This window comes from Bradyrhizobium sp. LB14.3 (assembly GCF_040547985.1).
Taxonomy (GTDB): domain Bacteria; phylum Pseudomonadota; class Alphaproteobacteria; order Rhizobiales; family Xanthobacteraceae; genus Bradyrhizobium.
On record NZ_JBEPQT010000004.1, the window covers coordinates 98168 to 122411 of the forward strand.

General features: G+C 61.9%; 20 protein-coding genes and 1 pseudogene. 14 read left to right on the forward strand and 7 right to left on the reverse strand.

Translation table 11 applies throughout. The features are described from left to right. The first annotated feature begins 536 nt into the window (after positions 1-536). The 10 genes from ABIB00_RS10550 (at position 537) to ABIB00_RS10595 (ending at position 8977) form a co-directional block, all read left to right on the forward strand. Complete coding sequence (locus tag ABIB00_RS10550; protein ID WP_354104271.1) at positions 537-890, forward strand: hypothetical protein; 354 nt, start codon at positions 537-539, stop codon at positions 888-890. 240 nt (positions 891-1130) lie between these two features. Further along, positions 1131-2750: an SEN1985 family protein gene (locus tag ABIB00_RS10555; protein ID WP_354104272.1), complete on the forward strand. Its 1620-nt coding sequence runs from the start codon at positions 1131-1133 to the stop codon at positions 2748-2750. 435 nt (positions 2751-3185) lie between these two features. Further along, on the forward strand, positions 3186-3419 hold the full coding sequence (locus tag ABIB00_RS10560; RefSeq protein ID WP_354104273.1) for a helix-turn-helix domain-containing protein: 234 nt from the start codon (positions 3186-3188) through the stop codon (positions 3417-3419). Next, complete coding sequence (locus ABIB00_RS10565; protein WP_354104274.1) at positions 3409-3975, forward strand: hypothetical protein; 567 nt, start codon at positions 3409-3411, stop codon at positions 3973-3975. Before ABIB00_RS10560 ends, ABIB00_RS10565 begins: the two co-directional genes overlap by 11 nt. 421 nt (positions 3976-4396) lie before the next feature. Further along, the gene (locus ABIB00_RS10570; RefSeq protein ID WP_354104275.1) at positions 4397-4681 is read left to right on the forward strand and encodes a hypothetical protein; all 285 of its coding nucleotides are present in this window, start codon (positions 4397-4399) and stop codon (positions 4679-4681) included. Positions 4682-4791: 110 nt separating this feature from the next. Further along, complete coding sequence (locus ABIB00_RS10575) at positions 4792-5310, forward strand: hypothetical protein (protein WP_354104276.1); 519 nt, start codon at positions 4792-4794, stop codon at positions 5308-5310. Continuing rightward, a complete protein-coding gene (locus ABIB00_RS10580; protein WP_354104277.1) occupies positions 5307-6191 on the forward strand; it encodes a hypothetical protein in 885 nt (294 codons plus the stop codon). Before ABIB00_RS10575 ends, ABIB00_RS10580 begins: the two co-directional genes overlap by 4 nt. Further along, positions 6188-6643, forward strand: coding sequence for a hypothetical protein (locus ABIB00_RS10585; RefSeq protein ID WP_354104278.1), 456 nt, complete (start codon positions 6188-6190; stop codon positions 6641-6643). Before ABIB00_RS10580 ends, ABIB00_RS10585 begins: the two co-directional genes overlap by 4 nt. Before the next feature lie 413 nt (positions 6644-7056). After that, on the forward strand, positions 7057-7533 hold the full coding sequence (locus tag ABIB00_RS10590; RefSeq protein WP_354104279.1) for a hypothetical protein: 477 nt from the start codon (positions 7057-7059) through the stop codon (positions 7531-7533). Positions 7534-7546: 13 nt separating this feature from the next. Further along, a complete protein-coding gene (locus tag ABIB00_RS10595) occupies positions 7547-8977 on the forward strand; it encodes a VapE domain-containing protein (protein WP_354104280.1) in 1431 nt (476 codons plus the stop codon). Between the two features lie 45 nt (positions 8978-9022). Here ABIB00_RS10595 and ABIB00_RS10600 read toward each other — a convergent pair whose 3' ends face one another. Continuing rightward, positions 9023-10513 carry a gamma-glutamylcyclotransferase family protein gene (locus ABIB00_RS10600; RefSeq protein ID WP_354104281.1) on the reverse strand — a complete coding sequence of 497 codons (1491 nt, stop codon included), beginning with the start codon at positions 10511-10513 and terminating at the stop codon, positions 9023-9025. 178 nt (positions 10514-10691) lie between these two features. Beyond that, entirely contained in the window at positions 10692-11831 is a 1140-nt protein-coding gene (locus ABIB00_RS10605; protein ID WP_354104282.1) for a tyrosine-type recombinase/integrase, read from the reverse strand. A gap of 159 nt (positions 11832-11990) precedes the next feature. Between ABIB00_RS10605 and ABIB00_RS10610 the strand changes: the two genes are divergently transcribed. Then, complete coding sequence (locus ABIB00_RS10610; protein WP_247445369.1) at positions 11991-12422, forward strand: hypothetical protein; 432 nt, start codon at positions 11991-11993, stop codon at positions 12420-12422. A gap of 73 nt (positions 12423-12495) precedes the next feature. On the opposite strand, the gene ABIB00_RS10615 is transcribed toward ABIB00_RS10610, so the two are convergent. After that, positions 12496-13269, reverse strand: coding sequence for a DUF2865 domain-containing protein (locus ABIB00_RS10615; protein ID WP_354104541.1), 774 nt, complete (start codon positions 13267-13269; stop codon positions 12496-12498). Between the two features lie 185 nt (positions 13270-13454). Then, a complete protein-coding gene (gene pyrE, locus ABIB00_RS10620; RefSeq protein ID WP_247348712.1) occupies positions 13455-14018 on the reverse strand; it encodes an orotate phosphoribosyltransferase in 564 nt (187 codons plus the stop codon). A gap of 222 nt (positions 14019-14240) precedes the next feature. Between pyrE and ABIB00_RS10625 the strand changes: the two genes are divergently transcribed. After that, positions 14241-14867 carry a glutathione S-transferase family protein gene (locus tag ABIB00_RS10625; protein ID WP_354104283.1) on the forward strand — a complete coding sequence of 209 codons (627 nt, stop codon included), beginning with the start codon at positions 14241-14243 and terminating at the stop codon, positions 14865-14867. Positions 14868-15031: 164 nt separating this feature from the next. On the opposite strand, the gene ABIB00_RS10630 is transcribed toward ABIB00_RS10625, so the two are convergent. The 3 genes and pseudogenes from ABIB00_RS10630 to ABIB00_RS10640 form a co-directional block, all read right to left on the reverse strand. Continuing rightward, a complete protein-coding gene (locus ABIB00_RS10630) occupies positions 15032-15667 on the reverse strand; it encodes a LysE family translocator (RefSeq protein WP_354051129.1) in 636 nt (211 codons plus the stop codon). Positions 15668-15807: 140 nt separating this feature from the next. Then, the gene (polA, locus tag ABIB00_RS10635) at positions 15808-18831 is read right to left on the reverse strand and encodes a DNA polymerase I (protein ID WP_354104284.1); all 3024 of its coding nucleotides are present in this window, start codon (positions 18829-18831) and stop codon (positions 15808-15810) included. A 180-nt stretch (positions 18832-19011) separates the two neighbouring features. After that, a pseudogene (locus ABIB00_RS10640) lies at positions 19012-20064 on the reverse strand (acyltransferase family protein); the annotation flags it as partial. 195 nt (positions 20065-20259) lie between these two features. On the opposite strand from ABIB00_RS10640, the gene ABIB00_RS10645 reads away from it, so the two are divergent. Together ABIB00_RS10645 and hrpB are read left to right on the forward strand one after the other, a co-directional pair. Then, complete coding sequence (locus tag ABIB00_RS10645; RefSeq protein WP_354104285.1) at positions 20260-21576, forward strand: UDP-glucose dehydrogenase family protein; 1317 nt, start codon at positions 20260-20262, stop codon at positions 21574-21576. 127 nt (positions 21577-21703) lie between these two features. Next, the gene (hrpB, locus tag ABIB00_RS10650) at positions 21704-24181 is read left to right on the forward strand and encodes an ATP-dependent helicase HrpB (protein ID WP_354104286.1); all 2478 of its coding nucleotides are present in this window, start codon (positions 21704-21706) and stop codon (positions 24179-24181) included. The last annotated feature ends 63 nt before the right edge of the window (positions 24182-24244 follow it).

A 24244-nucleotide genomic window follows, 5' to 3' on the forward strand; every position in this document is an offset into this window, starting at 1 on the left:
ACTGCTTCCATGGCTCCGAATCGTCACACCCCTCTGCTGTCCGGCGGCGACCGCAAGGCCTACGCCAAAGAGCTGCGGCGCTCGGAAGCCATGACGACAATCTATGCCCAGCGATCGGCGGAACTGCGCGAGCAGGGACTAGCGCTGATTTGTGAGCCCGACAATCTCTCGTGCCAGTCGTGGAACGAACGTATGTGGGCAAGCGACGACCCGTCCACCCGAGCCCGTACATCGCGCAGGCCCTCAACGGCGGATTCCGATCCCGGAGTGCTCACGTTGCCGGACGCCGCACACCGTCGAACTCGCCGTACTTAAGCGGCCCGCGACGACCTTCGTGCACCATCCCGCCGGCCGGCTCGTCTGCACGAAGTGCCAGCAACCCCGGAAGCGCCGTCTTGCGACGCTGAAGCAGCTAGGCCGGCGGCAGTCGGTGCATTGCTGACCCCTCCGCAACCGAACGCTAACCGCTGGAACGAGTTCCGCTTGTGTTGGTGACAATCCGTGCAAGTCTGTCTTCACAACCTGCGAGGGATTAAATGGCCGCTCGATACGTGCGCCGGGGCAGATCGTCCGATGCGAATTTACTGTTTGCCGAAATCATGCTGGTTTGTTCGATCGTCTGGTACCACTGGGGCTGGGACGCAGCGCTAATAATCTGTATCGGCCTGACCGTGTTGTTCGTAGTAATCTCGCGCCTCAAGGAAGAGGATCGCACTTTCGTTTGCGCGTTGGTAGGCATCGCGTGGGGCTCGGGAGCGTTTTTCTTGCTGCTGACCGCACATGCCTCAATCATCACGTGTGCAGTCTTCGTCCCGTTTGTCGGGGCCATCGGCTTTGCGGCTCACCACATGGCGCTTCAGTTCATGCGCGCAGATGAGGCCGAAATATAATAGCTCCGGCAGCGCGGCGGCTGCGTCTCGCGCCACACTCGAAGAACGGCATGTACGGACGGTTTCACGCACCGTAACACTGAACGTCTGCTTCTTGCGTTTCCGGAAGCACCTCGCGCTCAATAAATCGTCGGTGTTTGACCTATAGGCTCGTCAGCTTCTGGCGCTCAGCAGCCCAAACGCGTCCTGACAACGGGACGCAAAACTGATATGGACCATGTTCATCGTCAGGAACGGATAATGCATCAGGCCGGCTCAATAAGTGAATACGCGGAGCCTAAAAAGGTGCTGGCTCGCACGCAGGTGATCGAAAGTGCGATCCGCGCACTGACGGTGGACCGTACTAACGCCACTTTGTGCCGCCGAACTTATGTCCGCGAAGTACGCGACACCCTCGTGGCACGCGGAGACGATGACGCTGAGGCTGCCGCAGAGTTGACTGACGAGACGATAGACCGGTGGGAGGCGTTTTACGACTCCGTCACGCAGGCGAGAGACGCAAAGAATCTCAAAGTGGCTTATCTGTGTGGCCCAAACCCGGAGAACGACCTTCGTGTGTTCTGCCTGGCTGGCATTCTTCCAGAAAATATCTGGGCCTTTGAATCCGACGCCGATATTCACGAAATGGCAGTGGCCTCAGCGCTCGCATCAGAATTCCCTTTCATCAAGATCATAAACGGGGGGGTCGATACGTTTCTCGAAGCTTCGCCGATGCGATTCGATATCATCTACCTCGATTTCTGCGGGCCTTTGCCGAGTCGAAACAAGAAGCAAAAGACTTTGCTCGCGATCTCGAGGGTATTGGCGCGTCATGCCCTAAATTCGCCTGGAGCACTCATCACGAACGTGTCCCTCCCTACAGAGGCAGGTGATCCTGCCGGCCGTGTCCTGATGGCAAAATTGGTCGCGTGCTATCTCTACCCAAAAGAGTTTCTTGAAGAGGATAACAGCACGACCACGGAAGGTCCAATTGCACAGGGATACGAGTTCGAAGAATGGCTATCGATAGTCTCTGCCGATCTCGAGCTTTATTACGGTCAGTTTGTAACGCGCGTATTGCTGGATCACGCTAGCTTCATTTCGCCCTATAGCCGGCTCCCAAAAAACAGCAGAACCTACGCGAATTTTTTTAAGAAGATGACGGACACTCAGAGCAAGGCACTCGTTGAGACGGCTTTTCACTTTACGGAAGAATTTGGCGGTGGCAATGTTATCGCGGATGCGGGCCAATATCCGGTTCTCTGGTCATTTGCCGCATTAGACCGGAAAACAAACGCCAAGGATGAGAATTACCCTCAATGGGTGAACCTGGACGCGGATTTCGCCGCCTTTGCTGATCTATTCCTTTCCCAGCTTCGAACGGATGGACAAAAAGACGAGCTAATCAAGAACGTCTGCGAACTAACATTTTCGATGCTGGCTGACAGGCATGGTGCTCTTCTAGCCGATCCTCTCGCCAAAGTGGTCGATGAACACCAATTTCAGAATTACCATCAGTTCTGTGACCTCGTCCTAGAACACCAGATCGTGGAGCTGTTGTTCCGGCAGGTTGCTGTGCCTTACCACGTCAATGTCGAAACGACGCGGCGATGGCGCTATCAGGCGAAGGACACGCCAATGTTCCTGGATATGACGATCGTGGACGAGTGTCGGTACCTCTATGATTGGATGCCCACGATCGAAATGGTGACTGCTGGTTTTTCTGATTTAGAACGTCAGCTGGCTTATAGGTTTGCGCTGGATGGCGTGTCAAAACATCGCCGGTGGTACAACGAAGAATACTTTTTTGGGACTGCGATAATCGACCAATTCACCGAACCATTCGAAGCGAAGAGTTTTCACCCGCGCGCCAATCTGTAGCCGAACCAATCCGGTCTAAATCCGTCGACGGTCTCGAAAGCGGATGTTTGCATGCAAAGTTGGATGTCCGGTCAAGGTCGTTAGCGGACCATCTGGCGTCAATCCGCCCCTTCTGCTCTTGGCCCCAAGCAGATTGCAAGTGCTCACCTGACGCGCGATTCCTCTCAACGGCCGAGCGCAAGAATGCTGGACCGCAGGTTCGGCCAGCTCGTGGGGGAAGTTGTCGGTCTCTGGATCGTACCGACTTCGACCTTTGGCTATCGTTGCACTCCCGGCTTCACCGACCGCAATGTCGGGCGCTCTCCGCAGGCAGCGTTGTCCGAATAACCCTCATTTTTCTGCGTAAAATGCACACGATACATGGTCAGACCGCGCACAAACCGCTGACCGAAAACGCTAGTGGTCGGAATCTCCGAATTCTGCTATGCTGGTGTCATGATCGAACAATCAACGAAGCCCATCGCTGTCTCGCAACAGACCGCGTCGAAGTTACTCGATATTGATCGCCGCAAAATTGCACACGCGATCAAAAGCCGAGAGCTGTTGACTTATCAGCTCGGCGCTAGCGTGCGGCTGCTCGTATCAGATTTGGAAGCCTGGGTCCGGACATGGCCCCAACCGCGGCGACGCAAACCGCGCGCACCGAAGGATGGCAACAATGCCGCGTGAATTCATCTACCGCAGCGCTGAACTCGAATTGGATCGCTTGGGTATCCAGCACGGCTGGGTTCCCCCTGCCAAGAAAGAAGCTGTCGAGCATTTCGCGAAATCCTTCAAGCTTGTCGACAACGATTTGATCCACATGGAGACAGGCGAGACGATCGAGGAGTGGGCGGCTAAACAGAAAATTCATCGGCCGCATTGGTTCTTGCCTGATGAAGTGATCGACAAGGTCGATGCCTCTTTCGCCGGCGGATCGAAGTCTCGGGTCAACATCGACGCCAGATCTAAACTCTTCCGTGAAGTTGGCGAGGTGCAGTTCAATCAGCTGATGCTTCAGTGGGGCGCGACGCCAATCAAGAACGGAACGCGTCCTGAGCCGCAAACAGGGGCCACTGTCGAGCAAGCTAAGGTCCTGAAGAACGCGAGCAACAATCCATGGTCTCCGACGGGTTGGAATCTTACCAAGCAGGGCGAAGTCGTGAAGTCACTCGGTATGGACAAAGCGACAGCGATCGCAAAGGCTGCTGGCAGCTATATCGGTGCAACGCGGCCAACAACGTAGGCTCACGGCCATGCATATTCGCAGATAGAAACTGCGTGAGGGCTAGGCTGGTAGGTCGCGCGGCCCCCGGAACTGCGAAATCGCGACGCCTTTGAAGTTTGCCGCGTCCCGACGAGACGAGGGTGGTCCAAGGCCGGGGCATGGCCGGATCAGCGTGCGAGAGCAGCGCTGATTTCGGTCTCTGGATGATGTGAGTGCGTAACATGACGATAGGCCGCCCATTAGTTGACCGATCCCCCCAGCGAACATTTCGATCGCGATCGATGCACTCCGGATCGGAACGGAAAGCACACGTGAACGTCATCAGATCGAATCCGCAGGATTGCAGGATTGATCAGAAGCGGGAAGTCGCGCCTGCTGCCACGTCGCCGGCTCGCCCGTGATACGCCACCGCGCCCCGCCACCTCCGAAAGGAAATCCCATGCTCAATCCATTCGACGAGACAGCTAGTCGGCTTCGCCGCGACTTCACCGAAGCCGAACTAATGGGTTTGGACGAACCCGCGCGCGACGCGCTCACTGCGTTGCTGGAAGCCGGCCTCGCCTGCGAAGCCGCGGAAGCGGAGGAGATCGAGGCTGAGCGGGAGCTCCGCCGTCTCCTCAACGTGTGGGACGAAAAGCTGATCGCGGCTCAAGATGCACAGCCGCAGACTGACCATGCCGCTGAACTACGCAAGGTGATTGCCGCTCAATCCATGGCCTCGTGAAATCTCCCCTCGCTGCGGATGGTGTCCAAGCATCGCCATGCGCAGCACTTCGGAAGGCCGGGCGTGACCTTCCTCGCGTCTGGCCTACCACCCACTGAGGAAACCATCATATGTCCGATCTTGATCTCTCCAATCTCGACGATAGCAACGACTCCCATTGGACGGCTGAAGGAGAACCCGCATTGGCCGCTGTGCAGTCGATCGTTGGCCGCAAGGTTGATCGCGAAGCTGTGCGAGCGACGAGGCGTTTGCGAGGCAAGGCGCAAGCACGCAATTCGGCGGCAGCGAAGCAAGCTATCAATCACCAGCTCGAAATTGGCAAAGCTGAGTTGGCCGTTGCGGAGCAGCGCGCTCGCCTTAGCGCAATCAGGGTCAAAGTGAAGGCCGCGCGCGCCGCCTATGCCGAGGCCGTCATGGCGTGGCAGAAGGTCGCGGCTCCTCTTCCGCCCGATGAGGCCTATCGCGAACATCTCCGACGAACCGCCGAACACGCAAAGAGCGGGAATGTCGCCAGGCCAATCGCGCCGGTCTATCGGAGTCGGCTCGATGAAGTTATGGCCGGCGCAACACGAAAGAGCCACGATGTCACCGGCTCTACGCGTCCCCGCGCGCGAGGTCTGATCCGGTGACAAAACGCAACCCAGAGTTCTTTGCGGAATTGATTGACGCAATTGCCGAGACTGGCTCGATCGCTGCCGCAGCGAGAGCCGTCGCTTGCTCTAAAGCGGCAGTGTGGGGATGGTTGTCAGCCTCGGGCCGAGGCGAGCCGGGGTATGAAGTAGAGTACAACGGCGAGAGGATGCCGCTGCATCAGGCAGTGAAGCAGGCTCAACGACTTGTTAGCTTCACGATCCTCGAACAGTTCCGGCATCGGCTGTTGCACGGCACAGATGAGCCCGCCAAATTCCAGGGACGCCAAGTATTTCGTCGCGATCCTGCCCTCGATCAATTTTCGGACCAAGACCTAGAAGTTTTTGGCATCACGACCCGCTATCTCCGGGACGCCAATGGCGACTTTATTCCAGAGATGATCCACCATGAACCAAGCGTTCAAGGCGTACTCGCTCTGCTCGCCGCCGAATTTCCTAAGACGTGGGGCAATAAGTCGACCGTCGAGATCAATTCGAAATCGACCGGTGTGAAGGTGGTCGAGCATCGCTATGCGAAGCCAAGGGCGCCTGTGCCTGTGGAAGTCTTAGAGGCGACGGCTCTTGCGCCACCATCGTTTCGAGTTGAAGACGATCTCTCCGAGCTGCTGGGTGACGAAAGCGCAAAGAGCGTTGATGACGCGCCGCTGATCAAGCCTGAGTATGTCGTCGCGCCGCAACCGGCCGAGCCTGTCGCGCCGCCGCAGCCACTCTCGCCACTGCAACGTGAGCTGCTGGCCCGCCTCAAGGCCGGCCCCGGTGCCACGCGTGCCGCGCCAGTGCGACCGGCAGGTGCCGCCGACAATTTTGAGGATGGTGTTGGAGCCGATCACCCCAAGCCGGGCGGAGCCAAAGTGCTGTGAGCGATTTTTTCGATGAGCTTGTCGGTCCCGCCGAAGATTTCAACGAAGCCAATGCAACGGCGGCCGGTGGTGCATTGGTGGTGCCCCAGCGCTCACCGAGCGGCGCCTTCCTCAATGTCGAGGAAGAGGCGGATCGCGCGACCGGATCGATTGGTCGTCTCGTTGTCTTCGTTGAGTGCGATGAAGGCACGGGCGAGCTGATCTTCTCGAATGCGGGCGAATTCGCCGGCGCAATGGGGACGGTTTCGCTCCCGTCCGAGGAGCAGGCCCTCGACTGGTTGAGCAAGCGTCTGAGCGAGGGGACCAAGCCGTGGCTGCCGCGGCTGGCAGCGGCATGGGAAGAGGCTGAAGCCAACGCTCCAGCAGTCGCGCGTCCGAAACCTGAGGACGCACCCCGCATTTGGGCGCGGGCGCCTCATACGACCGGACGGAACAGGGGGCAGAATCGATAATGGCCTCGCGAAGACTTAGCGGGCTCCGCTGAGGAGCCATCGGTCCCACCCAGCGTAAGGCCGGTCGGACTTCTGGAAGACACGCCCACCGCCGCCGCCGCGAGTCCGAGCGGCCTGAAAATAGAAAGCCCCGCCGGCTACGACCCCGGCGGGGCTTTGAAAGAGTGCATCAGCGACCTTGCCGGGTCCTGTGCGCGACACCGAAAGGAGCGGTGCATCTATGCATTCTCACGTCCCGATTCCCCAGTCAATTGCATCTCGAAAAGAAACCGCCCTGCGCAAAATCATGCAGCGCGATCGTCGCGTGCTGACCTGCCGCGCCTACGGCGCCGATGAAGAGCGCCGCGCCAAAATCTCAGCCGCTCGCAAAGCAACCCGTGCCGTCCCTCCGGCCGCACCCCGGAGCACCGCCGATGCTTAATGATTCGATCCTACGCGACGAACGCACGTGGTCCCTTCCTCCGGAGCATGTTCCGCCAAAGCCATTGCGCGCGGCTCAGATTGCTCGCCTCGGTGACACTCTCGACGAATTCGAGAGCGCTCCGCCGTGGTCGATTGCGCGCGGCGACGCCGAGGCTGACTATCTTGTCGCGGTGCGCGACCGCGCATGGTTTCGGATGAAGAAATTGGAAACCGCAAAGTGCGCGCCGTCATGGCGCGACGGGCAGCGGCTGCGCTCCGAGATCACCGATGCTCTATGCCGGTTCGATGAGGCGTCGACCGCGCGGGAACTCTGCGATGCGAGAGCGGGGCTTCAGGTTGCCCGCTGCGCATTTGAAGTTGCGCAGCTTAAATACCGACAAGCGCGACGGCGGGCTGAAACCGACGAACGCGCCGGCAAGAACATCGTCACTCTCCGCGGAAAAGCCTTCCGCCGCAGGCCCAAATAAGAGCACCTCCCTCATGAGCAAGCACAAAAGCAAGAAAACCGACGTCGCGACGATCGTCGACACAGCCATCATGCCAGCCGCTTCAAATGGGACGCGCCTGATCCCGTTGGAACGCAAGGACGTCATTTGGCCTGAGGTCGTCGGGCGTAACGCGCCCGCCAAAAACAGCATGATGAACGCCCTCAAAGTCATCGAAGAGCTGGGGCTCGATTGCCGATACGATGTTTTCCACAATCGCAAGATGATCGACGGCACGAACCTATCCGGCTTTCACGGCGAACTCTCGGACGCTGTGACGCGCAAGGTTCGGGAGCTTTCGTGGTCACACCTCGATTACGATCCCGGGACGGAGGCGACTTATCAGGCAGTTCTGCGCGAATGCGAGGAGAACCGCTTCAATCCAATCCTCGATTATTTGACGCGCCTTCGATGGGATGGCAGGCCACGCCTTGACACATGGCTGACCCGATATCTCGGTGTAAAGGATACCCCGCTTGTGCGGGCGCAAGGCGAGATCGTTTTGACCGCCGCCGTCGCGCGCATCATGAAGCCCGGCTGCAAATTCGACCATGTGCTTGTGTTAGAGGGACCCGAAGGCAAGGGCAAGTCGAGCGTCGTGCAGGTGCTCGCCAATGGCCGCCGTGGGTGCAACGATAACTTTTCGGACTCACCTATTCTCGCAGTTGACGAGCGGAAGCAGCAAGAGCTGACACGCGGCGTTTGGTTCTATGAGATGGCTGAGCTCGCCGGCATGCGCAAGGCGGATCAATTCGCGATCAAAAATTTCATCACAAAGCAGGAGGACCGCGCTCGCCCTGCCTATGGTCGTTTCGAAGAAGTGCAGCCTCGATCCTGCGTCTTCATCGGCACGTTCAACACCACGGCCGGCGGTGATCTTATTGAATATCTCAACGTCGGCGATCAGCGCAGATGGTGGCCAGTTCTAATCGGCGATATCGATGTCGAAGCGCTGGAGTGCGACCGTGATCAGTTGTTCGCTGAAGCCATGGCCAACTATGATCTCGACATGCCTCTTTATCTCAGGCCCAAGCTCGAAGCCGCAGCCCGCGACGAAGCAGCTCAACGCGAGGTGACGGACCCGCTTGCCGATGCGCTCTCCGACCTCAACGCCTCCGTGCTGAAGATGCTACATACGAAAATCGCACCAAACGGCGCTGGCGTTTCGATTGCAAATCACAACGACGGCAAGCTTCTGACGGTTGGTGACCATGCAATTCCATCCGCGTTCGTCACTGAGTCCGAGATTTGGGTTTCCGCGAAGTATGTAACCACCTGCCTCCCGTCGAGCCGCCAGAACGACGCAAAGGGCGTCGGCGCTGCGCTGCGCAAGCAAGGCTGGACGAATGTGGAGGATCGACGCGCGGGCACCAAATTGCGCGGCTATGTGCGCGACCGCTATGATCTCGACGACCTCCTCGGGTGACGGTACAAGAGACAAGACGCAATCATTGACGGAAAGTTCGGAGCCTTACTGCCCTGGACTTCCGAGCGTGGCCCGCCGCTTCTTGTCCCGTATCTTGTTCGGATCGTCGATCGCCTCAACCGAATGGATGCACGCTTCAATATACTCTGGCGGCAGGTCGTGTTCCGCAGCTCCGGCTAGTACAAGGTCCTTGTACCAACCGTATGGCTTGAGAGTGTCGTCGATATATTCGGGCGTGGCGAGATAGGTTAGAACCTTTCGTCTGCGACCTTCCTCGTTAATGACCGTAACGATTGCGTGCTCATACCCGGCGCCGAGGCCTTCGGCCTCATCTAGCTTGGCACGCTCGGCCGGATCGAAGCTGAAGAGGACGCCGATGACCTCGTTGTTGTTGCCACTGGCAAATGCGTTGCACTTTCCAGACTGATCCTTGCTGCGCTTGTGGAACCGAAGTGCATGGCCCGGCAAGGTAGCAGTGCCAATCGACTCGCAGCTCGGCAAGCGCTTGCGCAGTCGGGCTCTCGCCATGTTGGACCCGTATGCGAAATAGACAATTGGCTCTGAAGGCCCCGCCGTGGCTTTCTTCAACGGTTCGATGGGCGGATCGCTCGGCTTACGGATCGAGCGCAGCGGAACTGTCATGATGCTGCACTCTTCGGACGTTTCGCCTTCGCGAATGATAATGGGCTGTCCATCCTCTAGATCGAGTAATGGGATCGGCCTGCCGGTCCATCCGCAATCAGCGCAGCGCGGCCGTTCCCAGAGCACGCCGGGGGCCGCGGTATTTTCTCCGTGTTCTGGTTCGAGATGCGGCAGGCCGCACTTCGGGCACTGCTCAGGTACACCGCGCAACCCGCGAACGATCAATCGTGCCGCCATTCCGCAGGCAAGCTGTATCAACGCTTGTGCGATGTCGGCATCAAGCCATGTGGCTGACTTTGAATGCGTCAGCCAGTTAGAGAACGACCACGCAGACTCCAGCCCGCCTTTGACGGCGCCCCGACGCTCCTTATTGGTATCGCCCGGCAGAAGATCGTTGCTGATGATCTCGGTCCACGCGCGGAAATTCGCTCGCTGCGGCGGTGTGTCGGTCCATATTGCGGAGTCTTGGGCGACACCGATCAGTTCGAGTAGAGCTTCTCGGCAGCGGACGCCAACGGCCTGATAGTCGGCGATGCTTTGGGCTTGTGTCAGGGCGGCGCCAACTTCTTCCATCTTCTCGAAGACGCTAGTGAACGGGAGGATGCGTAGATCGTCCTCTCGCTGTTGTTCCGTGCGGGGGATGCGGATGATTAGGCCAATATGAAAGGTCAGGGCAAGGTCCATGCTCGGGAACTGCTCCTGAGAATAGAGGTTCGTGCCGCCGGTGATCACCCACCAGCGATCCTTGTTGGTATGGATGTCCCACACGTCGTGGCGGGTGCTCCCAACAGCCTCCGAATAGACCTTCTGCATGAAGGTTACTGCGAGATCGGGCGCCTGCCATTCGAAGTATTCTCGGACCTCTTCAATCTCGTCTTCAGTAGCTTTCAACATGATCGTCACACCGCGTCTACAAAGGACATTCGCTAAAGCGCCGACAATAGACAATTCACGGCCGAACAGGTCAAGCGACCGGAGGCTGCCACATGGCCGATGGGACTTCTCGCAGCGCGTCGCTGATGATCCGGAGCTGACGACGCTGCTCCACGGCGCGACGGGTGTAGCTTGCCGTCTACGACGTTACGAAGTCGGACCACGCCTGCACGATCTCGCGGCGCTTTGCCAGCAATGCGGAGCGCTGATAGGCCCTGTCTGTATCTGTCCGCGTGTCGTGGGCTGTGCAGAGCTTGACGAGATCGCGCGGGAAGTCGGTAGCCTCCGCGCCCCAGTCTTCGAAGCTGGAGCGGAAGCCGTGCACTGTATAATCGTTCTTATCGAGAGCCTTCAACGTGTTGAGCATGGCATTCTGATTGCCCACCTTGAATAGGGGGACGTTGTCGGCGCGGCGCTCACCCAGCAAAGCCAACATCTGCGGCGTAAGCGGGATGGAATGTTGCAGACCGGCCTTCATTCGATCGTCCGGGATCGCCCACACCGGCTTGCCATCCTCCTCTTTGATCTCGCCCCACGTCGCCGGGAGCTTGGTCCATTTACCTTTGCGCTTCGCGCCGATCACTTCATCCGTGCGCGAGCCAGTCAGGATTGTGAAGGCAAGCGCCCGGGCGCCGACCGTCTCCACGTCGCTCAGCCGCACGAAGAACGCCGGGACCTCAGCCCAAGGCATGGCTTCGTGATGCGACACGTCGCGCTTTTTCTTAAGGCGGAGCTTCCCGGTTTCGGCGTAACGAAGGATGGCCTCGATATAGAAGCCAACGTCGCGGCGCTGCTTTGATCCAACCGGCCAGTTCGACAGTGCCCTATTCTTTGCGTCTTGATCGATGATTCGCAGAGGCAAGGCGGTGAAGGTCGGAACTTGGCCGAACAGGTACGCGTAGCGGCGCAGCTCCCTGTCACGATTGGAAGCCGCCCAGTCCGCCGACTTGACCTTGAGGTATTCGGCCATCGCCGTGCTGAAGAGCTTCCCGGTGGGCGCCGTGCGGCCGTTGGTAAGCAGGTCAGACGGATTGCGGCCTTCCTTCAACTCGACGCGGCAGAGCCGGGCCTTCTCCCGGGCTTGATCGAGTGTGTAGGCGCTGGCCGGTCCGATGCAAGGCCAGTGCTCTTTCTGAGTTTGGCGATCTTTGTAGCGAAAGACCCAGCTCGCCGAGCCCGGCGCGCTCACTTGTAGAATCAGTCCGCCGCCATCATAATGTTTACCCTTTGTTCGCATGAGCCGGTCAAACTCCCCGGCCCGAATAAGCTCAATCGCCATGCTTTCTTTCCCCGAGGATTTCCCCGTTTGTAACTCATATCCTGAGATATCTCAAATGATCCTCAGTGATCTTCGTTACAAAAAAATTAGGATAAGCAGCTTGTTACGTGATCTCACGTTATCCTGAATTATCCTGAGGCAGCAGTTTCCGAGGTCTACATGTCCACCATTGCCTTCGATCAATTTGCCCTCACCAGGATCGCCGATTTCGCGCGCTCGCTATCGCGGCTGCATCAGGCGGCGCGGCGCTATGCCGTCGATGACGACCAGTTCGACCGCGAGTTCAATGCGGTGTGCCAGTCGATCTGGCGTTACACCATCGACGACGTCAGCGACGATTTGTTCTCGGCCGAGGACCATCTGTTCCTCGACACGCTGGACGAAGCGCATGCGCGCATCTTCGCGGCCGAGCAGGGCTACGACCTCGTCGATGATCAGGGCATGCTCACCGACTGGTGGGGCTTTTGCTGGATGATCTTGGCCGAGAAGCGCGGCCTGCTCACGGCGGACAACCGCGCCGCCGCGCGCGCGGCGATCGAGGAGAAATATCTGGCGGCGCCGAACGTGATCGGGGTGATCATCGGACGGTAGCTTCGTGTCCCGGACAAAGCGCAACGCGTCAGCGGTGCGCGGCAGAGCCGGGACACGAGACTGATAGCTAATCCTAATCCAGCCCCGCCCGCTTCGCCGGCTTCTGCGTCTTCGGCACCGTCACGTCAGGCAGCGTCTCGCGCACGATCTCCGCGGCGGGAGCATCCGCCGCGACCGTCTCTGCGCGCACCGGCGCCACCCTCATCTCGCCGAGGCGCGCGCGAACCTGCGCCGTGAGGCCGGGATAGGAGGCAACCGGGGTGAAGTCGGCAGCCTGGTCGTTACCGACGCGGATGCCGGTGTAGGCGACGAGGCCGTCGGTGGTGGCGATCACGTCGCCGGGTTTCAGCGACGAGTCCAGTGCCAGATCGACCGGAGCGAGGCCGACCGGCTCGCGACCGTTGCAGGTGCAGTCGGCGCGCAGCGCCTTGCGATAGGCGAACGCATTCTCGCTGTCGGCGTAGCGCTCGCCGGTCTGCGACGCGGCGCCTTCGATCGAGGAGCCGAAATAGATTTTTGTCGTGCTGGCAGGACAGAATGCCTGACACATCTGCGCGGGCGAGGTGAGGCCGCGCATCAGCGGAAAATATTTGCCGTCGCAGCTGCGCACGCAGAATGCGGGTCCCGAGCCGCCGGCCGCCGCCGATCGCGTCGGCGGCACGTATTGCGGGGATGCGGCGTTCTGCTGGCCGGTGAAGGGGTCGGTGTAGGAGCTCGCCTGTTGCGGCACCTCACGCTGCGGCCGCTGCTGCTGCATTCCGCCGAAGAAGAAGTCGAACAGGCCTTCGGCCGAAACCGGGGCCGGAGCCGCAAGCAGCGGTGCTGCCAGTGTGGCGGCGACAAGCATCACGCGCCGCCGCCGGCGCGCATGGGACATGACTGTACGCAAACGCTTACTCCACCCACGCTACGCGACCGGCCGGGACCATCAGGTCTCAGCACAAGATTCACCATAACGCGGGATGGTAAATGAGCGGTTGAGGGCGAGGCTTCGTGCCCCGGATGCTGCGCTGCGCCCGGGACGGGGCACCCTTAAGCCTTCAAAAACTCCGAGGCCTTGTACAGCGAGCGGAACGGCAGGCCGGCCGCGCCAAATGTGTCATCGGCGCCTTCCTCGCGGTCCACCATGGTCAGCACCAGCACCACTTCGGCGCCCGCCTCGCGCACGGATTCCACCGCTTTCAGCGCCGAGCCGCCGGTGGTGGTGACATCCTCGACGATGACGACGCGCTTGCCCTCGAGCGTCTCGCCCCTGGGCAGTCCCTCGATGACAAGCTTCGCGCCATGCTCCTTCGGCTTCTTGCGCACGAAGAAGGCCGCGATCGGATGGCCCTTGATCCAGGAGATCTGCGCCAGCGCGCCGGCCAGCGGCACCGCGCCCATCTCGAGCCCGCCGATGAAATCGAGCTGGTCGTCCTTCAGCGCTTCATAGGTCAGTTCGGCAAGCAGAGTGGCGCCCTCCGGATCGAGCATGGTCGGCTTGAGGTTGAAGTAGAAATCGCTCTTGCGGCCCGACGCGAGCGTCACCTCGCCGCGGCCGAAGGAGCGCCGGCGGATGATCTCGAACAGTCGGGCGCGGGAGGCGGATTTAGACACGGCGGGCCCTCGGGAGCGTTTTTGGAAGTGGCGGAATTTATCCGCGACGGACGCGACATTCCAGAGGGGGCTTCCCCCGTCAACAGGGATCGGCCATCCCGGCCCGCCGGTTGTGCGGGTGCAACCTTCTGGAGTAGGTGGATGCTAGATATCTCTTGGGCAGGAAACTGGGCCACTGCGCAAGGAAACTGCGCAAGGAAACGGGGCAAGGAAACGCGAAAAATGACCATCGAGCTGCACACCTGGAACACGCCGAACGGCCGCAAGATCTCGGTCGCGCTGGAGGAAATGGGGCTGCCCTACAAGGTGGTGCCGGTGAACATCAGCAAGGGCGAGCAGATGGCGCCGGATTTCCTGAAGCTCTCACCCAACAACAAGATTCCGGCGATCCTCGACCCCGAGGGGCCGGACGGCAAGCCCGTCAGCCTCTTCGAGTCCGGCGCGATCCTGCTTTATCTCGGCGAAAAGACCGGCAAATTCCTGCCGAAATCGCTGGCCGGCCGCATCCCGGTCTATGAATGGCTGATGTGGCAGATGGGCGGCTTCGGCCCGATGCCGGGCCAGGTGCACCATTTCATCGCGCTCGAGAACGAGCAGGACCGCGCCTACGGCCTCAAGCGCTATATGGCCGAGACCCGCCGACTCTACGGCGTGCTCGACCGCCGGCTAGCGGACCGCGATTTCGTCGCCGGCGAGATATCGGTTGCCGATTTTGCCATCCTGGGCTGGGCATGGCGCCACCCTCGCCACAAGGTTGAGCTGGCCGATTTCCTCAACGTCAAGCGCTGGTACGAGGCCCTGATGGCCCGCCCGGCGGTGAAGCGGGGCATGGAAGCAAAGCTGGATTGAGGTTTCTTCTCCCTCCTCCTTGCGGGGGAGGGTGGCTCGCCGCGCAGCGGCGAGACGGGTGCGGGGTCTGTCTCGCCGAACTCACCTGCATCTGTGCTCGAGGAGAGAACCATCATCCGGTGCTTCGCGCCACGTTCTCCGCAAGGGGAGAAGGAAGAAAGCAATCACACCTTCTTCGCTTCCACCGCCATCCGCACCGCGAGCCCGGCCAGCACCGTGCCCATCAACCAGCGCTGCACCAGCATCCAGCTCGGCCGACTCGTCAGAAACAGCGCGATTGATCCTGCCGCGAGCGCGATCATCGCATTCACGCTGACACTGATCGCGATCTGGATCGCACCGAGCACCACCGACTGCGTCAGCACGCTGCTGGCGGTAGGGTCGATGAACTGCGGCAGCAGCGCGAGATACAGCATCGCGATCTTCGGGTTGAGCAGATTGGTGACGAACCCCATTGCGAACAATTTGCGCGGGCTGTCGATCGAAAGCTGCTTCACCTGGAACGGCGAGCGCCCGCCGGGCTTCACCGCCTGCCAGGCGAGCCACAGCAAATAACCGGCACCGGCGAAGCGCAACGCGTCATAGGCAAAGGGTATGGCGAGCAGCAGCGCCGTGATGCCGAACGCCGCGCACAGCATGTAGAACACGAAGCCCAGCGCCACGCCGCCGAGCGAGACGATGCCCGCCGCCGGTCCCTGCGTGATCGAACGCGAGATCAGGTAGATCATGTTCGGCCCGGGCGTGAGCACGAGGCCGAGGCAGACCAGGGCGAAGCCGAGCAGGGCGGACGTGTGGGGCATGGCTGAACCGGTGCGGGAGACGGCACGGTTTTAGTGTGCGGGGGATCGCGAGGCCACCGCGCAATTGCACGGAGGACAATTCAGGTGCGGCCGCACGCGCTACGCTGCCTCGCCCCGTAAGCAGGGCGAGGCAAGAAAAATCAGTGCGCCTCGTCCCAATTGTTCGCCGCGCGCGCGTCCACATGCAGCGGCACCGAGAGCAGCACCGCCGGGAACGGCGCGTCCTGCATCACGTGCTGCACGACCGGCAGCGTCGCTGCGACCTCGGCGTCGGGCACTTCGAAGATCAATTCGTCATGCACCTGAAGCAGCATCTGCGCCGACAGCTTCTTTTCGGCCAGCGCATCCTCCATCCGCGTCATGGCGCGGCGGATGATGTCGGCGGCGGTGCCCTGGAGCCGCGCGTTGATTGCCGCGCGCTCGTTGAAGGCGCGCACCGAGGCGTTCGAAGCCTTGATGTCGGGATAGTACATCTTCCGGCCAAACAGCGTGGTGACGTAGCCGTGGCTCCGGCAGAAATCCCGCGTCTCGTCCATGTAGGCGCGGATGCCGGGGAAGCGCTCGAAGTATTTCTTGATGTAGGCGGAGGCCTCCTCGCGCGCGATGCCGAGCTGGTTGGCGAGGCCGAACGCCGAAATGCCGTAGATGATGCCGAAATTGATCGCCTTGGCGCGTCGCCGGATTTCGCTCGGCATGCCCTCGATCGGCACGCCGAACATCTCCGATGCCGTCATGGCGTGAATGTCGAGACCGTCGCGAAACGCCTGCTTCAGCACGGGAATGTCGGCGATCTCGGCGAGCAGCCGTAGCTCGATCTGCGAATAGTCGGCGGAGACGAGCTTGTGCCCCGATGTTGCGATAAAGGCGCGCCGGATCTTGCGTCCGTCCTCGGTGCGCACCGGAATGTTCTGCAAATTCGGCTCGTTCGACGACAGCCGACCCGTCGTGGTCGCGGCCAGCGCGTAGGTCGTGTGCACGCGATGGGTCTGCGGATGGACATAGGTCGGCAGCGCGTCGGTGTAGGTCGATTTCAGCTTCGAGACCTGGCGCCACTCCAGAATCTTCTTGGGAAGGTCATGGCCCTGCTCGGCCAGCTCGTCGAGCACCTGAGCGGTGGTGGACCACGCGCCGGTCTTTGTCTTGGTGCCGCCTGACAGTCCCATCTTGCCGAACAGGATATCGCCGATCTGCTTCGGGCTACCGACATTGACGGGCTCGCCCGCGATCCCTTGGATCTCGGCTTCGACGCGGGCCGCGGTCTGGGCGAAGTCGCCGGAGAGACGCGACAGCACCTGGCGGTCGATCGAGATGCCGCGCCGCTCCATACGTGCGAGCACTGTGACCAGCGGGCGTTCCAGCGTCTCGTAGACGGTGGTCATGTGCTCGGCGACAAGGCGCGGCTTCAGGACGCGCCAGACGCGCAAGGCGATGTCGGCGCCTTCCGCCGACAGCGGCGCGGCCTTGTCGATCGGCACCTGGTCGAACGTGATCTTGCCCTTGCCGCTGCCGAGCAGCTCGTTCTCCTTCAGCATGGCGTGACCAAACCAACGCTCGGAAAGCGACTCCAGCCCGTGCGAGCCGCGGCCGGCGTCCAGCACATAGGAGATCAGCTGCGCGTCGTCGGCGTTGCGCAAGGTGATGCCGTGTTGCGCCAGCATCACGGCGGTGAATTTGACGTCGAAGCCGATCTTGAGAATGCCTGATGATTCCAGCACTGGCCGCAGCGCTTCGATCGCATCGTCGTGCTTGACCTGATCGGGCGCGAGGCCCGCGTCGAACAGGCCGGCGCCGCCGCCGGACTGCTTGTGCGCCAGCGGCGCGTAGCAGGCCTCGTTCGGGGCCAGCGCCAGCGCGATGCCGCAGAGATCGGCCTGCATCGGATCGATGGAATTTCCCCGGATCTCGACTGAGACATGGCCCGCATCATGGATACGCGCGATGAACGCGTTTAATTCCGCGAGTGTCTTGATGGCCTGGTACTTGCTGCGGTCGACCGGAAGCTTGCGCAAAGCCTCTTCGCGCGCGGCTGCGAGAGAAATCGGCGCGCCCTTCGGGCTCGCCGCCTTGTCCTCTTTGCTCGCCGATGCGTTGCGCTGGCCCGCCTGAACTTGCGCCGGCGTGCCGGCTCCTGGTGCCGGCACGACGTCCGAAGGCGGCAGCGGCGAGAAGACGCTGGCGCCGCTGGCGTAGCCGGGATCGGCATCGACGTTGGCAGGATCGATCTGCGAATAGTCGGCAACGCGGCGCGTCAGCGTCGTGAACTCCATCGCCTTCAGGAAAGCGACCAGCTTGCGCGCATCGGGCTCATGGACGGCGAGATCGTCCAGCGGTACCTCCAGCGCGACCTTGTCGTCGAGCAGCACGAGCTGGCGCGAGATGCGCGCCTTTTCCGCATGCTCGATCAGCGCCTCGCGCCGCTTCGGCTGCTTGATCTCAGTGGCGCGGAACAGCAATTGGTCGAGATCGCCATACTCGGTGATCAGCTGCGCCGCGGTCTTGATGCCGATGCCGGGCACGCCAGGAACGTTGTCGGTGGAATCGCCCGCCAGTGCCTGCACTTCCACCACCTTCTCCGGTGGCACGCCAAACTTCTCGATCACCTCGGGGATGCCGATGCGGCGGTCCTTCATGGTGTCGTACATGGTGACGCAATCGGTGACGAGTTGCATCAGGTCCTTGTCGGAGGACACGATGGTCGCGCTGGCGCCGCGCTCGCAGGCTTGCCGCACATAGGTCGCAATCAGATCGTCGGCCTCGAAGCCGATCTGTTCCAGGCAAGGCAGGTCGAACGCGCGCACCGCTTCGCGGATCAGCGAAAATTGCGGGATCAGATCGTCAGGCGCAGGCGGCCGGTGCGCCTTGTACTCAGGATAGATCTTGTTACGAAAGGTCATTTCCGACTTGTCGAAGATGATCGCCAGATGCGTCGGCCGGTTGTCGGGGGGCATGTCGCGCAACAGCTTCCACAGCATGTTGCAGAAGCCGAGCACGGCATTGACCTGCAAGCCGTCGGACTTGCGGTTCAGCGGCGGCAGCGCATGGTAGGCGCGGAAGATGTAGCCGGAACCGTCGACCAGGAAAATATGGTCGCCCTTGCCGGCCGGCTTGGCGGCGACAGGCTTGGCGGACGTGGGTTCGGCAGCTTTCGGGGAGATTTTGGGCATGCCGCAATGTATGAATTTTTGCGGGCTTTGACAGCCTTGCGGGTGGGATTTTTAGGGCAGTGACGCAGCTATCCCCCGCTGTCGTGGGGGCATCCAGTACGCCGCGGCTTATCGGTCGATCACTGCGGTCTCTGGAATACTGGGTCGCCCGGCCGAGCCGGGCGACGACAGCGAGCCCGGCTGCAACCGCGCCCCGGCCTTCTTCGGTACAATCCAGAATGCATCCGGCCGTTCGAACAGGAAATTGGCGTTGAGCCGCAACGCCGCCTTCCAGATCGCGAGTGCTCCGATCACGCCGACGATGGTGACGATTAGCGACACCGTGCCGATGTCGGGAATGACACCCGTGCGTAGCAGCAGGATCCGTGTCGCCGCCATCGGCAGGAAGAAGGCGAGATAGATCACGATCGAATGCTCGCCGCAGAAGCGGAAAAAATTCAGCCAGCGCGCGCGTGCGAGCAGCGTGCCCATGGTGATGATGGCGCAGGCGCCGGCGAAGCCGAGCACGAGCGACACGATCTTCCACTCACTCGCGCCGAGCGTAACCAGGCCGGCATTGACCAGCGCCCACGTTGCGAGCGCTGCCAGCGCCCATGCGGGATGATTGCGCGCGCGATCCGCCAGCGCGAACACGTAGGGCGCGAACAGGTAGCCCGAATAGAAATAGACGAAGCGCGCGCAGAACTCGTCGATCGCGGTCCAGCCGGTTGCAACACGCGCCGTCTCCAGCGCGGCCGCGATGAGCCAGATCGCGGGCGGGGGGATTCGCCGTGTCAGTTTTGTGACGACGAAAAAGATCGGCAGCAGATAGATGAACCAGAGCGTGCCGAACGGCTCGACGAAGGATTCCAGATACAGCAGGCCGGCGTCGCGCCAGCTGGTTTCGGCGGCGAATGCGGGGGCCTTGAAGCCGAACTGGATTGTCACCCACACGACATAGAAATAGGCGAAATGCACCACCTTGCGGTCGAGATAGGTTCGCCAGTCCCGGTCGATCACCAGTGGCAGGAACAGGCCCGAAATCAGGAAGAAATCCGGCATCCGGAACGGCTTTGCGAAGGCCACGGCGACATGCATGAAACCGGTCTGGCCGGCGGCGAGCTCCACCCCCAGCACCGAATGCATCATCACGACCATGACGATGCAGATGCCCTTGGCGTAATCGACCCAATCCACACGCGCAGCAGACGGGGCGAGCCCCACGCTCGTGGCGATTGTGCCCGATGGTGCCATGGTGTCCCTTTTCGAGGCGTGTTCCGCCCGGATCTGTGTGAACGCGGAGCAGTGTGGCGCCTTGCGGCTTTCGATTTGTTTACCGTTGCAATTCAAGTGCCCGGTTTTTGCGGGCTGACGGTTCCCTTCCATGGGGAAAATGCTAAACCTTCCCCGAATTGGGATTTCATTAACCAAGCCAAAACAGGGTTTTTCATGCGAATCGCGATGATCGGAACGGGCTATGTGGGACTGGTGTCCGGAGCCTGCTTTGCAGATTTCGGTCATGACGTCATCTGCGTCGACAAGGACGAGAAGAAGATCGCTGCACTTCATCGCGGCGAGATCCCGATCTACGAACCCGGGCTCGACGAACTCGTCGCGAGCAACGTCAAGGCCAAGCGGCTGGAGTTCACCACCGACCTGTCCAAGCCGGTCGCCGATGCCGATGCCGTGTTCATCGCGGTCGGCACGCCGTCGCGCCGCGGTGACGGCCACGCCGATCTGTCCTATGTCTACGCTGCTGCGAAAGAGATCGCGCAGTCGCTGTCCGGTTTCACCGTCGTGGTGACGAAGTCGACCGTTCCGGTCGGCACCGGCGACGAGGTCGAGCGCATCATCCGCGAGACCAACCCCAAGGCTGACGTCGTCGTCGCCTCCAACCCCGAATTCCTGCGCGAGGGCGCCGCGATCCGCGACTTCAAGTTTCCCGATCGCGTCGTCGTCGGCACCTCCGACGAGCGCGGTCGCAAGGTGATGGGCGACATCTACCGTCCGCTGTCGCTGAACCAGGCGCCGCTGATGTTTACGGAGCGCCGTACCGCCGAGATGATCAAATACGCCGCGAACGCCTTCCTCGCGACCAAGATCACCTTCATCAACGAGATCGCGGACCTCTCCGAAAAGGTCGGCGCCAACGTGCAGGAGGTCGCGCGCGGCATCGGGCTGGACAACCGCATCGGCACCAAATTCCTGCATGCCGGCCCCGGCTTCGGCGGCTCGTGCTTTCCGAAGGACACCAAGGCGCTGATCAAGATCGCGCAGGACTACGACGTGTCCTTGCGCATCGTCGAATCCGTGCTGGCGGTCAACGAGAACCGCAAGCGCGCGATGGCCCGCAAGGTCAGCCAGGCGCTCGGCGGCTCGCTGCGCGGCAAGACCATTGCCGTGCTCGGCCTCACCTTCAAGCCCGACACCGACGACATGCGCGATGCCCCGTCGATCCCGCTGGTCACGGGCTTGATCGACATGGGCGCGAAGGTGAAGGCGTTCGATCCCGTCGGCATGGAGCAGGCCAGGGGCGAACTGCCCAACATCACCTATTGCGAGGACGCCTATTCCTGCGCTGAAGGTGCCGATGCGCTGGTTGTCGTCACCGAATGGGTGCAGTTCCGCGGCCTCGATCTCGACCGGCTGAAGGCGACCATGGCCCAGCCCGTCGTCGTCGATCTCCGCAACATCTACCGCCCCGAGGACATGGCTGCGGCCGGCTTCACCTACGAAAGCATCGGCCGCCCGCCGGTGCAGGGCTGATCGGCGCTGGCAGCACGAACGATTCCGTCATGGCCGGGCTTGTCCCGTCCATCCACGTCTTGTTCACTGTCAGATGAAAGAACGTGGATGCCCGGGACAAGCCCGGGCATGACGACCGGATAAATTTTTGCCCCGCACTTTCGACACGCCCCTCCCGATCGATGCCGTGCTCGACCAACTCTCGCGCACGCTGGAGGCGCACAACGCGGCCGTGCTGGTCGCCCCTCCGGGCGCCGGCAAGACCACGCGCGTGCCGCTCGCGCTGCTCGATGCCCCCTGGGCCAAGGGCAACAAGATCATCGTGCTCGAGCCGCGACGCATTGCTGCGCGCGCCAGCGCCGACCGCATGGCCAAGTCGCTTGGCGAGAGGGCCGGCGAGACCGTCGGCTACCGCGTTCGCTTCGGCTCAAAAATCTCGCGTGCGACCCGCATCGAGGTGGTGACCGAAGGCATCTTCAGCCGTCAGATACTCGACGATCCCGAGCTGTCAGGCGTCGCCGCCGTCCTGTTCGACGAATTCCACGAGCGCTCGCTCGATGCCGATATGGGCCTTGCGCTGGCGCGCGACGCGCAACAGGGCCTGCGCGAGGATTTGCGCATCCTCGTGATGTCGGCAACGCTCGATGGCGCCCGCGTGGCAAAGCTGCTTGGGCAAGCGCCCGTCGTCGAAAGCGAGGGCCGCGCCTTTCCCGTCGAAACACGCTATCTCGGTCGCAAGGCGGATGCGCCGGTGGAGCGGCAGATGGCGGATGCGATCGCATCCGCGCTACGCGCCGATAGCGGCTCGGTGCTGGCGTTCCTGCCGGGTGCCGCCGAAATCCGCCGCACCCAGAATTTCCTCAGCGAACGCGTGCAGGATGCCAGTATCGAAATCGTGCCGCTGTTCGGCGCGCTCGATGCCGCGGTGCAGGACCGTGCCATCTCGCCGGCGCCGAAGGGCACGCGCAAGGTGGTGCTGGCGACCTCGATCGCGGAAACCTCGCTCACCATCGAAGGCGTGCGCATCGTCGTCGATTCCGGTCTTGCCCGCGTGCCGCGTTACGAACCCGACATCGGGCTGACGCGGCTCGAGACCGTGCGCGTCTCGCGCGCGGCGGCGGACCAGCGCCGCGGTCGCGCCGGCCGCACCGAGCCCGGTGTCTGCTACCGGCTCTGGGACGAGCCGCAGACGGCGTCTCTCGCGCCCTATACCCAACCGGAAATCCTCAGCGCCGATCTGTCCTCGCTGGTGCTCGATCTCGCGCAATGGGGCGTCGCTGACGCTGCCGCGCTGTCGTTTCTCGATCCGCCGCCGCAGCCGGCCTGGAAGGAAGCCAAGAGCCTGCTCTCCGAGCTCAATGCGCTCGATGGCGACGGCCGCATCACCGCGGAAGGCAAGAGCCTGCGTGCGCTGGCGCTGCCGCCGCGGCTGGCGCGCATGATCGTGGATTCGCATCGTGCCGGCGAGGGCGAAGCCGCCGCCGAGATCGCCGCCATCATCACCGAGCGCGGGCTCGGCGGCGACAGCGTCGATCTCGAACACCGTCGCGACCAGTTCCGCCGCGAGCGCTCGCCACGCGCAACGAGCGCGCGCGACCTCGCCCGGCGCTGGGCTTCACAGGTGGCGGCGTCAGAGAAGACGGCGGCCGGAGAAGGTGACCTCTCGACGGGCCTGATGCTCGCCTATGCCTTCCCGGATCGCGTCGCGCGGAATCGCGGCAATGGCAGTTTCGTGCTTGCCAACGGTCGTGGTGCCGCCGTCGATCAGACATCGTCACTTGCCCGCGCACCTTATATCGCGATCGGCGAGATGACGGGGACGGCGGCGAGCGGCCGCATTCTGCTCGCCGCGCAAATCACGCAGGACGAGATCGAGCAGCATTTCGCCGAGCATATCGAATCCGTCGACGAGATCTCGTTCGACCGCGGTGCGATGGCGCTGCGGGCGCGGCGCAAGCGCGCGCTGCACGCGATCACTCTCTCCGAGGCGACGCTTGCCGTGTCGCCCTCGGAAGACACCGCGCGCATCTTCGCCGACGGGCTCATTGCCGTCGGCCTCGACCGGCTGCCCTGGTCGAAGGCAGCAAAGCAATGGCGCGACCGCGTGATGTTTTTGCGTAAGGCCGAAGGCGGCAGCTGGCCCGACCTGTCGGACGAAGGCTTGATCGCGCGGCGCGGCGACTGGCTGGTGCCGGCGCTCTACGACAAGATCGCGCTGAAGGACATCTCCACCGGCGATCTCTCCGACGCGTTGATGGCATTGTTGCCGTGGGAGATCCGCGCGCGGCTCGACCGCGAGGCGCCGACGCATTTCGAGGCGCCGACCGGCAGCGTGCTCGCGATCGACTACGAGGCCGAGCAGGGGCCGACCATCGCGGTGCGGCTCCAGGAATTGTTCGGCCTCAACACTCATCCGTCGGTCGCCGCGGGCAAGGTGCCGCTGGTGCTGGAATTGCTGTCGCCGGCGCAGCGCCCGGTACAGGTGACGCGCGATCTCCCCGGTTTCTGGCGCGGCAGTTACAGCGCGGTTCGCTCCGACCTGCGCGGCCGCTATCCGCGCCATCCCTGGCCGGAAGATCCGGCGAATGCGTTGCCGACCCGGCGAGTCAAGCCGCGCGGCACCTGAGAGTTACGAAGGCGCATTAACCGTCCGCTCATCCTTTTCGTCAAAATAGCACCGCTCTGGCCG

Excerpts from the sequence above, each read along its gene's own strand:
- ABIB00_RS10550 (WP_354104271.1), top strand. The coding sequence starts at position 537 with ATGGCCGCTCGATACGTGCGCCGGGGCAGATCGTCCGATGCGAATTTA.
- ABIB00_RS10555 (WP_354104272.1), top strand. The coding sequence starts at position 1,131 with ATGCATCAGGCCGGCTCAATAAGTGAATACGCGGAGCCTAAAAAGGTG.
- ABIB00_RS10560 (WP_354104273.1), top strand. The coding sequence starts at position 3,186 with ATGATCGAACAATCAACGAAGCCCATCGCTGTCTCGCAACAGACCGCG.
- ABIB00_RS10565 (WP_354104274.1), top strand. The coding sequence starts at position 3,409 with ATGCCGCGTGAATTCATCTACCGCAGCGCTGAACTCGAATTGGATCGC.
- ABIB00_RS10570 (WP_354104275.1), top strand. The coding sequence starts at position 4,397 with ATGCTCAATCCATTCGACGAGACAGCTAGTCGGCTTCGCCGCGACTTC.
- ABIB00_RS10575 (WP_354104276.1), top strand. The coding sequence starts at position 4,792 with ATGTCCGATCTTGATCTCTCCAATCTCGACGATAGCAACGACTCCCAT.
- ABIB00_RS10590 (WP_354104279.1), top strand. The coding sequence starts at position 7,057 with ATGCTTAATGATTCGATCCTACGCGACGAACGCACGTGGTCCCTTCCT.
- ABIB00_RS10595 (WP_354104280.1), top strand. The coding sequence starts at position 7,547 with ATGAGCAAGCACAAAAGCAAGAAAACCGACGTCGCGACGATCGTCGAC.
- ABIB00_RS10600 (WP_354104281.1), bottom strand. The coding sequence starts at position 10,513 with ATGTTGAAAGCTACTGAAGACGAGATTGAAGAGGTCCGAGAATACTTC.
- ABIB00_RS10605 (WP_354104282.1), bottom strand. The coding sequence starts at position 11,831 with ATGGCGATTGAGCTTATTCGGGCCGGGGAGTTTGACCGGCTCATGCGA.
- ABIB00_RS10610 (WP_247445369.1), top strand. The coding sequence starts at position 11,991 with ATGTCCACCATTGCCTTCGATCAATTTGCCCTCACCAGGATCGCCGAT.
- ABIB00_RS10615 (WP_354104541.1), bottom strand. The coding sequence starts at position 13,269 with ATGCTTGTCGCCGCCACACTGGCAGCACCGCTGCTTGCGGCTCCGGCC.
- ABIB00_RS10625 (WP_354104283.1), top strand. The coding sequence starts at position 14,241 with ATGACCATCGAGCTGCACACCTGGAACACGCCGAACGGCCGCAAGATC.
- ABIB00_RS10630 (WP_354051129.1), bottom strand. The coding sequence starts at position 15,667 with ATGCCCCACACGTCCGCCCTGCTCGGCTTCGCCCTGGTCTGCCTCGGC.
- polA (WP_354104284.1), bottom strand. The coding sequence starts at position 18,831 with ATGCCCAAAATCTCCCCGAAAGCTGCCGAACCCACGTCCGCCAAGCCT.
- ABIB00_RS10645 (WP_354104285.1), top strand. The coding sequence starts at position 20,260 with ATGCGAATCGCGATGATCGGAACGGGCTATGTGGGACTGGTGTCCGGA.